At 68.2% G+C, this 10,972-nt stretch carries 11 protein-coding genes; 7 read left to right on the top strand and 4 right to left on the bottom strand.

Annotation, left to right across the window (positions count from 1 at the left end):
• Positions 1-360, top strand: coding sequence for a hypothetical protein (locus ACMATS_RS29430; RefSeq protein WP_336412370.1), 360 nt, complete (start codon positions 1-3; stop codon positions 358-360).
• Positions 361-404: 44 nt separating this feature from the next.
• Here ACMATS_RS29430 and mycP read toward each other — a convergent pair whose 3' ends face one another.
• From mycP to ACMATS_RS29410, 4 genes are read right to left on the bottom strand one after another with little or no spacing between them, the layout of a single operon-like run.
• Positions 405-1,562: a type VII secretion-associated serine protease mycosin gene (mycP, locus tag ACMATS_RS29425; protein WP_414169614.1), complete on the bottom strand. Its 1,158-nt coding sequence runs from the start codon at positions 1,560-1,562 to the stop codon at positions 405-407.
• 45 nt (positions 1,563-1,607) lie between these two features.
• The gene (locus ACMATS_RS29420; protein WP_414169613.1) at positions 1,608-3,194 is read right to left on the bottom strand and encodes a hypothetical protein; all 1,587 of its coding nucleotides are present in this window, start codon (positions 3,192-3,194) and stop codon (positions 1,608-1,610) included.
• On the bottom strand, positions 3,194-3,661 hold the full coding sequence (locus ACMATS_RS29415; RefSeq protein ID WP_414169612.1) for a hypothetical protein: 468 nt from the start codon (positions 3,659-3,661) through the stop codon (positions 3,194-3,196). The genes ACMATS_RS29420 and ACMATS_RS29415 overlap by 1 nt, the downstream gene beginning before the upstream one ends.
• Before the next feature lie 53 nt (positions 3,662-3,714).
• Positions 3,715-4,140: a DUF6415 family natural product biosynthesis protein gene (locus tag ACMATS_RS29410; protein ID WP_414169611.1), complete on the bottom strand. Its 426-nt coding sequence runs from the start codon at positions 4,138-4,140 to the stop codon at positions 3,715-3,717.
• Between the two features lie 145 nt (positions 4,141-4,285).
• Here ACMATS_RS29410 and ACMATS_RS29405 point away from each other — a divergent pair, with 145 nt between their 5' ends.
• From ACMATS_RS29405 to ACMATS_RS29380, 6 genes are all read left to right on the top strand, one after another.
• Complete coding sequence (locus tag ACMATS_RS29405; protein WP_414169610.1) at positions 4,286-5,278, top strand: helix-turn-helix domain-containing protein; 993 nt, start codon at positions 4,286-4,288, stop codon at positions 5,276-5,278.
• 30 nt (positions 5,279-5,308) lie between these two features.
• Positions 5,309-5,503: a DUF397 domain-containing protein gene (locus ACMATS_RS29400; protein ID WP_414169609.1), complete on the top strand. Its 195-nt coding sequence runs from the start codon at positions 5,309-5,311 to the stop codon at positions 5,501-5,503.
• Between the two features lie 157 nt (positions 5,504-5,660).
• On the top strand, positions 5,661-7,184 hold the full coding sequence (locus tag ACMATS_RS29395; RefSeq protein WP_414169608.1) for a TldD/PmbA family protein: 1,524 nt from the start codon (positions 5,661-5,663) through the stop codon (positions 7,182-7,184).
• Positions 7,185-7,266: 82 nt separating this feature from the next.
• A complete protein-coding gene (locus tag ACMATS_RS29390) occupies positions 7,267-8,670 on the top strand; it encodes a metallopeptidase TldD-related protein (protein ID WP_390777434.1) in 1,404 nt (467 codons plus the stop codon).
• 98 nt (positions 8,671-8,768) lie between these two features.
• A complete protein-coding gene (gene tyrS, locus ACMATS_RS29385) occupies positions 8,769-10,169 on the top strand; it encodes a tyrosine--tRNA ligase (RefSeq protein ID WP_390777435.1) in 1,401 nt (466 codons plus the stop codon).
• Between the two features lie 235 nt (positions 10,170-10,404).
• The gene (locus ACMATS_RS29380; RefSeq protein ID WP_390777436.1) at positions 10,405-10,788 is read left to right on the top strand and encodes a DUF3099 domain-containing protein; all 384 of its coding nucleotides are present in this window, start codon (positions 10,405-10,407) and stop codon (positions 10,786-10,788) included.
• Positions 10,789-10,972: the final 184 nt, after the last annotated feature.

The following is a 10,972-nucleotide window of genomic DNA, read 5'->3' as shown; positions in this document are numbered from 1 at the left end:
ATGCAAGAAATTGCTTCATGGAATCGAAAGTTTCAGGTGTGGCAGTACTCGGTGAGCCACTCCGTTCTCCTGCTGAGGAGCTACCACTCGCAACGCTATTCGACACGAATCGATGTCGCATTCCCTGCCGTCGACTTGATGCACCTCAAACCTAGCTACGAGCGACTGAGCATCCGTCATGCAACACAAGGGGAGCGCGACGAAATCCTGGGATCCGACGCCTCGCAACTTAAGCATGGTTCCCTGTTCCTGCTAAACGACGGTGAAGGATACGTACTCGCAGCACAATGCCTTTGGCACGAAGACACAGGAGACCATCACTCTCCCTCGCAGTTCGGACCGCTGCGCGGCACCAACTAGCTATTGAATCGGTCCGAGTCCAGTGGTTTCGACACATCTGGAGGTTATGATCGAGGTTTTCGGTTCCGTGCGATGAGTACGGAACCAGCAATGGCCAAGGCAGCCGCTACAGCGATTCCTGCCGCCAGGAGGTTTCGCCGCGACAACAGGCCATCATCCTCTGAACCGTTGGCCGCGGCGGACCGCTCATGCTTCGCACCGCCAGCACTGGTGCCGGGAATCACCGCGGAGGCGTCCGGCAACGGGCTCACATCGGGTGGTCCCGGGTCGCCCGGGTTTTGGAGGGCGATGCGGGGGCGGACTACGCCGTAGCCCAGGGTGTCGCTGCGCTTTTCGCCGCTCTTGGGGCCGCCGGCCGTGTTGATGAGGACACGGAGGACCTGGTTGCCGGTCCAGTTCGGGTGGGCGGACCAGATGAGGGCGGCGGAGGCGGCGGCGATGGCGCTGGCGCCGCTGGTGCCCTTGACGATGCAGACATCAGATGTCCCGTCAGCGCAGGGGGCCACCATTTCCGTGCCGGGAGCGGCAAGATCGACCTCCGGCCCGCTCTGCGACCATGACGCGGCTTTGATCTCTCGATCGACCGCGGCCACACCCACGACGCCGGGGTAGGCAGCCGGGTATTCTACAAGATTGCCCTTGTCCCCTGTGTTACCGACAGAGGCGAAAAGGAGCTTGCCCTTACCCAGAGCGTATTTAACGGCTTCCGCCACTGCAGGGTTGTAAGTCGGGCTCCCAAGGGACATGTTGATGATCTTTGCGTCCGAGTCGGCAGCGTAGCGGATGGAAGAAGCAAGCGCGGAATCTGTCTTGAAGATGTCGGAGCCCAGGGCGCGCACTGGAAGGATCCTTGCACCGGGTGCCAGACCGAGCGTCCCCGCACCCTTACCCGTACCCGCAACGAACAAGGCCATCTGCGAGCCGTGGCCGCTGGTATCGGTGTGTGCGTTGCCTGGCAGACCCGAAAAATCCTTACCGTCAAGGACTTGACCTCGTAGGTCGGGCAGATCAGCGTCGACGCCAGAATCGATCACTGCAACAGTGACTCCGGACCCCGTGCTTGTTTTCCACATCTCTTCCGCGTGCATCGCGTCGAGGTACCACTCCTTGGAGCGAATCGTGTCGGCCTGAGCTTGTGCACCAACTACGCCGACAAACAGCAGAGCCGTTCCCGCGACGAGCCAACTCCTGGTGTGCCTCATGGTGATGCTAAGCATGCAAGTCCTCATGGTGGCCCGTATTCAGGCTCAATCGATGACCGGTGGAACCGAGCGCCGGTCACCGCTCGCCCAAGTCTCTTCGTCTTCGACCAGGTAGTCAGGGCGTCGGCCTGTCCGCCCTTGCTGCTGTTTAGGCCGCCGGTCTCCTATCAAGCCCGTCCCGCCCGGAGTGAAGGCGCGGTTGTCGCCCTGGGCACGTTGCTGTTGCGGGCGACCGCCCACGATCCCGCCGGGCTCGCTTGCCAAACGCCTGCCCTCACGATTGGCAGCCCGGTTGCCCGCACTTCCTGATGCTGGAACCCCACCTGGTGCGTGCGGCACGGGGCCACGAGCCTGGCCTTTCCCTGCTCCCGGCACCGGTTCAGTACCGATGACCGTGCCTTTCGGCAGCGCTCCGCCCTGTTGCCCCGTCCCCCGAGGAGACGGACGGCCTCCGATGATGCCGTCGGCAGAGCCACCGGGAATACGGCTGATCGGTGCGCTGGGCAACGGCTGGCTTGGAGAAACACGTCCCAATGCACCACCCGGTTCAGCAATTGCTTTGCCCAGTGGCCCCGCCGCACCTTGGCCTGGTCGAACAGCTTCTGTCCCGCGGGCCCCTACGGGCGGCGGGGCAACTATGGGAGGCAACGGCGCCGTCCTGGGGGCAACGCCGCCAGGCAGTGGCGCCAGCACGGTGTCAGGAACGCCCGTTGGGGCGTGGGGCAAACTCGCTACGCTGTCGATACGACTAGAGCTCGGCTGATCAGGCATGCTGACGGCTGGCAGGGTCGCCCCGGCCTCATATCCCACGTGAGCTGGAGATGCATACCCCTGGCGCGCGGCAGGCATGTGCCCTCCTGTACTGGACAAGTCCCGGGTACCCATGGCCGAAGCCGCTGTCACCGTGCCCGCGCCTGTTTGAGCCGTGGCCGCCTCACCCTCACCCGATGGGATGCGTTGGACGTCGAAATTCCTCGACCATTCCCCCGGCATCGGCGGAAACGTAACCCCCGGCAACGACTGGATCTGGTGCGCCGACCACGCATACGACCCCGCCAGCTGTCGCATCAGCCGGGCCGCCTCCGCGCGGTCCGCGTCCAGGCGCTGCTGGGCCTGGTAGGCCTGCTGCTGGGTGGGGCCGCCGCGGTCCAGGCCGCCGGTCTGGTCGGACTGCGTCGGCACAGCGACACGATTGCCCGGCCCGGCCGGATTGCAGGTGAGGAAGGCGTCGAGAGTGGTGCGGGAGTCGGTCGAGACTGCCGGCATGGCCGAGTGGACGTGGCTCAGCGTGTCCGCTGCATGCCCCATCCATTCGCCCGACCCCCGGCTGAAGTTGCCCAGGCGCATGGTCGCGTTGCCCAGGTCGGCCATCCAGGTACGGAAGGCCTCGCCGCCCTCTCCCTCCCACGTCATGCTCAGGGCCTCGGTCTGCAGAAGCGTGCCGAATTCCTCGATGGCGGCGGCTGCCGTCTTCAGCTTCTCGGCCACTTCGGCAGCCCTCGCCGGCTGCGCGTGTTCGACCATGGCGCGCAGTTCTACGTGGGACTTCGCCTCGAAGTCGGACATGACCGTGAGGCCGCTCACCGGCTGGTTGACGAGCGGGGCAGGCAGAGCCGGAGGAGGAGTGGTCATCAGATGGCTCCTTCGCTGCTGCTGTCCGAACCGTGGGCCCCATGGGCTTCGTTGGACGTCGTCCCCTGCTGTTGGACGACCCGCTTCGGATGCGGGTCCAGTGCCGGGTTGTACAGCTCCTGCGTGCGGCGCTGGATCGCCACCAGACGGTCACGCAGGTCGGCGTCGACGTTCTCGTATCCGACGCCCGCGCCCAGAACGGCCGTCCCCAGGGCCTCGATCTGGTCGGCGAAGAGCTGGGAGAGGGCCTTCAGGCGTTCGTGGGCAGCGTTGTACGCGCCGTAGAGGGCAGTCACCTCGGCGAAGTTCTGCCCCATGTGTCCGGTTCCGGGAGTGGCCTCGGCGATGCGGCCAGGGGCGCCTTCCGAGTCCAGGTAGTTGGCGAGAATGGCGTCGGCACGACGCTTGAACGCCTTCAGCACCTCCGCTTCGGCATGCAGCTTCCCGCCCGGAGACTCCCCGCCCACGGCTCCCTCTCCCCCACCCTCGTTTCACCCTGCTTTGTCTTGGCCAAGATTACTCAGCGGGCCCGACCGCGTGTGGAACTGTCCTGGGCGAGCAGAATGAGCTGCTCCTCAAGGCCGCGCAGCTGCTGCGCGGCCTGGGCGAGGCTCCGGCAGTAAGCGAACGCGCTCAGCAATCCGCTGCCGGGATCGCCGTGCTCGGCCAAGTACAGGGCTTCGTCAACGGCCTTCGCTACAACGCATCGGCGTGCGTCGCCCTCGGGGAGCTGCTTGGCAGCGGCTCTGACGGCGCGAGCCGTCTTGCCGATGAAGCTTCTGAGCTTGTCGGTCGAGGAGCTGACCTGCCCAGGCGGCGGTGGGACGCGTCCGGCTTCCAGGATCACGCTGATGACATCCGCGATCTCGGACTCACCCTCCTTGCGCCGGTGCAGGGGAGAGCGGAGCCCTCCGTCGGTCATGCCGGTGTAAGGCCATACGGGCATGAAACAGCTCCTGGGGATGAGCAATGGGCGGCGGTCGGCTTGCAGTTCAACCACCGTCTTGCAGCGGCGACTTCCTTCGCAAGCTCAATAGACAGGTCGACAGAAATTGGCATATGACAAACATCGGCAGAGCTTGCCAGGAGATGTGCAAGCGGTGGAAGACTGCCGACATGCGAGCTCCGATCATCAACAAGGGCTTGCCAAGGGCCAACAGGGATGCGCCGACGGTGTACACACACGCATCAGCGGGGAACAAAGCTTCGAGGAGGGGTCAGTGGCAGCACGACGCGGTCCGACGTTCCGGCGGCGAGAGTTGGGCAAGGAACTCCGGCGCCTGCGGGAGAAGAGGGGTTACAGCGTCAAACAAGCCGCTGCTGCCATCGAAAGCTCCGAGTCGAAGCTCAACCGCGTCGAGACGGGTCACAACCAACTGCCCCGGGTCCGCGACCTGGAGGACCTGCTGGAGCTGTACGGCGTCACCGACAAGATCGACCGGGAACTCCTGCTGGCGCTCCACCGCGAGTCGCTCAGTCACGACTGGTACAGGCCCTACCGGAACGTGATGCCGTCAGGGGCGACGATGTACGCCGGGCTGGAGACCGACGCCCGCACGATGCGCGCCTGGCACTCGCAGGTTGTTTTCGGTCTCCTGCAGACCGAGGCATACGCCCGGGCGCTGTTCACGACTGCCAAACCAGTAGAGGAACGGACGACTGAGTTCGTCGACGAATCCGTCGCACTCCGCATGGAACGCAAGGGCATCCTCGAAGGAGACGACCCCATCGAACTGCGCGTGATCATGTGTGAGGCCGCGCTGCGCCGCATGATCGGCAACTCGGACATCATGCGTGACCAGTACCTGGAGATCGAGCGGATCGCGGAACTCGACCACGTGACCGTCCAGATCCTGCCGCTGAACATCGCCACCTTCAGAGCAAACGCAAACTTCGTACTCCTGGACTTCGACGACCGCCTCGACTCCGTGGCCATGGAAGACGGCCCACAGGTCATGACCGTGTCCGACAAACCCCGCGAGGTGGCGAAGTACGGCCGCCGGTTCGACGCGATGCGCGACGGCGCCTTGCGCCCGGCCAAAACACCAGAGTTTCTGCACCGGCTGACGAGAGAGATCGAATAACCCCCAGCCTCCACCCGGAAGGTCTTTGAAATGCCCGATGCCAAGCCCTGGTTCAAATCCTCCTACAGCGGTGACAACAACGGAGCCGGCTGCATCTCGATAGCAGCCCTCACCAGTCACGTCGGCATACGTGACTCCAAGGACACGGCCCGCCCCCCGTTCGCGGTGCCGATACCGTCCTGGGCCGCGTTCCTCACCGAGGTGAAGGCCGGCCGGCTGGACTGACAACGGCCATCCCCGGACCGCGACTGCGCCGCGCTGCTTCGCCAAGCACCCCGAAACGAGAAACCCCCTTCACCCACCGCGCCCCATGATTGACTTCCCCGTGGCGGTCATCACTCCTCGGTTACGAGGAAGCACACGGCAGAAGGGGAGGCCACTCGTGGCCCACGAAGTGGATCAATCGTTTCTTGCGCTGCCGCTGCGGGCGCTCGCCGACGCGGCGTTGGCCCGTGCCCGGGCGCTGGGCGCCGAGCACGCGGATTTCCGCCTCGAACGGGTGCGCAGCGCCTCGTGGCGGCTGCGCGACGCCCGTCCCTCGGGGTCGGCGGACACCACCGAGCTGGGGTACGCGGTGCGGGTCGTGCACGGCGGGACATGGGGCTTCGCCTCCGGAGTCGACCTGACGATGGACGCCGCCGCGCGGGTGGCCTCGCAGGCCGTCGCGATGGCGAAGCTCTCCGCCAAGGTGATTGCCGCCGCCGGGTCCGACGAGAGGGTCGAGCTCGCGGACGAGCCCGTGCACGCCGACCGCACCTGGGTGTCCGCCTACGACATCAATCCCTTCGACGTGCCCGACGCCGACAAGACCGCCCTGCTCACCGACTGGAGCGAACGCCTGCTGCAGGCAGCGGGCGTGGCGCATGTCGACGCCTCGCTGATGACCGTGCAGGAGAACAAGTTCTACGCGGACACCGCGGGCACCACGACCACCCAGCAGCGGGTGCGCGTGTACCCGCAGCTGACGGCCGTCGCCGTGGACGAGGGCACCGGCACCTTCGACTCGATGCGCACGCTCGCACCCCCCGCCGGCCGCGGCTGGGAGTACCTGACGGGCACCGGCTGGGACTGGGACGCCGAACTGGCGGAGATCCCCGCCCTGCTGGCGGAGAAGATGCGCGCGCCGAGCGTGCAGGCGGGCGCGTACGACCTGGTGGTCGACCCCTCCAACCTCTGGCTGACGATCCACGAGTCGATCGGCCACGCCACCGAACTGGACCGCGCGCTGGGCTACGAGGCCGCCTACGCGGGCACGTCCTTCGCCACCCCCGATCTGCTGGGCACCCTGAAGTACGGCTCGGAGATCATGAACGTGACCGGCGACCGCACGGCCGAGCACGGCCTGGCGACCGTGGGCTACGACGACGAGGGGGTGGCCGCCCAGTCCTGGGACCTGGTCCGGGACGGCGTGCTCGTCGGCTACCAACTGGACCGGCGCATGGCCCGGTTGACGGGCCGGGACCGCTCCAACGGCTGCGCCTTCGCGGACTCCCCCGACCACGTGCCGGTGCAGCGGATGGCGAACGTCTCGCTGCAGCCGGCCGCGGACGGCCCGTCCACCGAGGAGCTCATCTCGGGCGTGGAGCGCGGGATTTACGTGGTCGGCGACCGGTCGTGGTCGATCGACATGCAGCGCTATAACTTCCAGTTCACGGGTCAGCGCTTCTATCGCATCGAGAACGGCCGACTCGCCGGGCAGTTGCGCGATGTCGCCTACCAGGCGACCACGACGGACTTCTGGGGCTCGATGCGGGCCGTGGGCGGCCCGCAGACGTACGTGCTGGGCGGGGCGTTCAACTGCGGCAAGGCGCAGCCGGGGCAGATCGCGGCCGTTTCGCACGGGTGCCCGTCCGCGCTCTTCGAAGGGGTCAACATTCTGAACACGACGCAGGAGGCGGGGCGATGAGCGGTACGCACGCAACCGGCCGGGGGTCCGGGGGTTGTCCCCCGGGAAAGCACAGCCTGAACACGACGCAGGAGGCCGGGCGATGAGCTCTCGTACGACCAAGCCCTACGAGATCGTCGAGCGCGCCCTGGAGCTGTCCCGGGCCGACGGGTGTGTGGTGATCGCGGGTGAGCGGTCGACCGCCAATCTGCGCTGGGCCGGCAATGCGCTCACCACCAACGGTGTCACCCGGGGGCGCAGCGTCACCGTCGTCGCGACGGTGGACGGGGCCGAGGGGACGGCGTCCGGGGTCGTGTCGCGGTCGGCCGTGACGGCCGACGAGCTGGAGCCGCTGGTGCGGGCCGCCGAGGCCGCGGCCCGGGAGGCGGGGCCCGCCGAGGACGCGCAGCCGCTGGTGACGGGGGTGCCGCACTCCCCCGGGTTCGAGGGCGCCCCCGCCGAGACCTCGCCCGCGGTCTTCGACGCGTTCGCCCCCGCGCTGGGCGAGGCCTTCGCGCGGGCCCGTGCCGCGGGCCGGGAGCTGTACGGGTTCGCGCAGCACGAGGTGCTGTCGAGCTATCTGGGGACCTCCGCCGGGCTGCGGCTGCGGCACGACCAGCCCACCGGCACGCTGGAGATGAACGCCAAGTCCCCGGACCGCACGCGGTCCGCCTGGGCGGGGCGGGCCACCCGGGACTTCACCGACGTGGACCCGGGGGCGCTGGACGCGGAGCTGGCCGAGCGGCTCGGCTGGGCGGAGCGCAGGATCGAGCTGCCGGCGGGGCGGTACGAGACGCTGCTGCCGCCGACCGCGGTGGCGGACCTGCTGATCTACCAGCAGTGGTCGGCCACGGCGCGGGACGCGGCGGAGGGCCGTACGGTCTTCTCCCGGACGGGCGGCGGCACGCGGCTGGGCGAGAAGCTCTCGCAGCTGCCGCTGACGCTGCGCAGCGACCCGCACGCGCCGGGCCTGGAGTGCGCGCCGTTCGTGCTGGCGGGCAGCTCCGGCGACGACGCGTCGGTCTTCGACAACGGTCTGCCGCTGGCGGCCACGGACTGGATCCGCGAGGGCGTGCTGGAGCACCTGCTCACCACGCGGCACACCGCGGGGCTGACGGGCCTGCCGGTCGCCCCGTTCACGGACAACCTGATCCTGGAGGGCGGCGGCACCCGGTCGCTCGCGGAGATGGTGGCCGCGAGCGGGCACGACGGTCCCGTCCTGCTGCTGACGTGCCTGTGGTACATCCGCGAGGTGGACCCGGCGTCGCTGCTGCTGACCGGGCTGACCCGGGACGGCGTCTACCTGGTGGAGAAGGGCGAGGTCGTCGGCGAGGTCAACAACTTCCGCTTCAACGAGTCCCCGGTGGACCTGCTCTCCCGGGCCACCGAGGCGGGGCGCACCGAGCGCACCCTGCCGCGGGAGTGGAACGAGTACTTCACCCGGACCGCGATGCCGGCCCTGCGCATCCCGGACTTCAACATGAGTTCCGTGAGCCAGGGGGTCTGACCGGGCGGGATCGGGAGGGACGGACAGCGTGGGCGCGGGAGCAGGCCGAATAGACTGGTCGCGTCCATGTTGTCCGTCTCTCTTCCGTCAGGAACGCCATGACACGCCTCGGCGAATCCGTCGCCCGCGCCAGCGAGCTCCTCGCACAGGATCTCTCCTCCGACTCGACCGTGCAGCAGTTGCTCACCGAGACCAAGGCGCGTCGCTATCTGGACCTGTCGGACCTGGCGGCGAAGGAGCAGGCGGAGCTGATCGCCTCGCGCACGGTCGAGGTGCTGCCGGGCGTCGCCAAGCTGGCCGAGCGGATCGAGGCGCGGGCCGCCGAGGGCAAGGGCCTGCACATCAAGCTGGGCATCGACCCGACGGCCACGGACGTGCACCTCGGGCACGCCGTGCCGCTGATCATCCTCAGCCGGTTCCAGCGGCTGGGCCACGACGTCACGCTGATCATCGGCGACTTCACGGCCAAGATCGGCGACCCGTCGGGCCGCACGGCCGAGCGCCCGCCGCTGACCGACGAGGACATCGCGCAGAACCTGGCCACCTACCGCGAGCAGGTGCGCCCGTTCTTCGACTTCGAGAAGGTCAGCTTCCGGCAGAACAGCGAGTGGCTGGCGCCGTACACCTTCCCCGAGCTGCTGGGGCTGCTGTCCCAGGTGCCGGTCTCGCAGCTGCTGCAGCGCGACGACTTCCGCAACCGCCTCGCCTCCGGCTCCGGTCTGACCATGACGGAGCTGCTCTACCCGATCGCGCAGGGCCTGGACTCCGTGGCCCTGGAGTGCGACGTGGAGCTCGGCGGCGCGGACCAGCTGCTCAACCTGCAGATGGGCCGCAAGCTGATGGAGGTCCACCGGCAGAAGCCGCAGCTCGTGGTCACCATGCCGCTGATCGAGGGCACGGACGGCACGGGCGCGAAGATGTCCAAGTCCAAGGGCAACTACGTCGGCCTGTCGGCCCCGGCCGACGACGTCTTCGGCAAGATCATGTCGGTTCCGGACCGGCTGATGGAGCCGTACCTCAAGGCGTGGACGGAGTGGACGGACGCGGAGATCGCGCTCGTCGCCTCCCGCGTCGAGGACCGGTCGCTGCACCCGATGGACCTGAAGAAGGTGCTGGCGGGCGAGGTCGTGGCCGCGCTGTACGGCGTCGAGGCCGCGATGGCGGCGCGGGCCGGGTTCATCGCCCAGTTCTCCAAGAAGAACTTCACCGACGTCGAGACGCCGGTGGTGGAACTGTCCGAGCACGGTGCGGAGCCGGCCACGGCCGTGCTGAGCAAGGTGCTGGGCTTCCAGCCGAGCGCCTCGGCGGCGCGCCGGGTCGCCAAGCAGAACGGGCTGCGGCTCGTCATCGAGTCGGATGGCGGGCAGGAGGCCGTGGTTCTGCCGGAGGCGGAGGCGATCCGCCCGTTGGGCGAGGTCGTTGCCGAGGCGGTGGCCAAGGTGGACGGGGCCGCGCGGGTGTACCTGAAGGCCGGGCGCAAGCTCGCCGAGTTGCGCTGAGCTCGTTTGGCGGCTGCGGGTTCGTCCTGGGCTGATCGCGCAGTTCCCCGCGCCCCTGACGGGGCGCGGGTACGGCGCTCGGCGCAGCCTCGCGTACGCCGTTTACGCACGTCGGGCGCCTCTCCACGGACCACCCCGAGGGTGCCCCGGTCTCGTGCGGGGCCGGAGCCCGGCGTAACGTGGAATACGTCCCGGGGTACGGGGTTTCGGCTCGGCTGTCGGGTGGTGGAATGTGATGCGGAAGCACGGCGGTACGGAGACCTTCCGGATCACGGGGGCCCGGCATGGGCTGACCGAGGACGTGCGGGGGCGGCAGCGCCGGTACGTCATCTCGATGGGCATCCGCACGATCTCCGTGGTGCTGACCGTGGTGCTGTGGAACGTCGAGCGCTACGTGGCGATCGGCACGCTGATCCTGGGTGCGCTGCTGCCGTACGTGGCCGTCGTGATCGCCAACGCGGGCCGGGAGAACGCCCCTTCGCTGCCGGGGACCATCATTCCGCGGCCGATGCGGCCGATGCTGACGGAGGGTCACCACGGGCAGGGTCCGGGGATGGCGGAATCCTTCCCGGAAGCCGGGCAGCCCGAATCCGGCGATCAGCGCCGTGACCACGGCTGATGCACTGCTTCCGGCCAACGGGGGCGTCGGCAATCCGACAAGCTCAAGAAAACCTCAGATCAATCATGTGGTTCGGTGCCGCGCGCCGGGCCCCCCGTGACATACTTCGTAGGCGCTCCGCATCCCCCGTCGGAGCGACAGACCGACGCCGGGCGGCTCCCCCCGTGGCTGCCCGGCGTCGCCG

Origin of the sequence: Streptoverticillium reticulum (assembly GCF_047456005.1) — a bacterium.
GTDB lineage: Bacteria > Actinomycetota > Actinomycetes > Streptomycetales > Streptomycetaceae > Streptomyces > Streptomyces reticulum.
The sequence above is the reverse complement of the archived record's forward strand: the minus strand, read 5'-3'. Positions and strand labels throughout refer to the sequence as shown.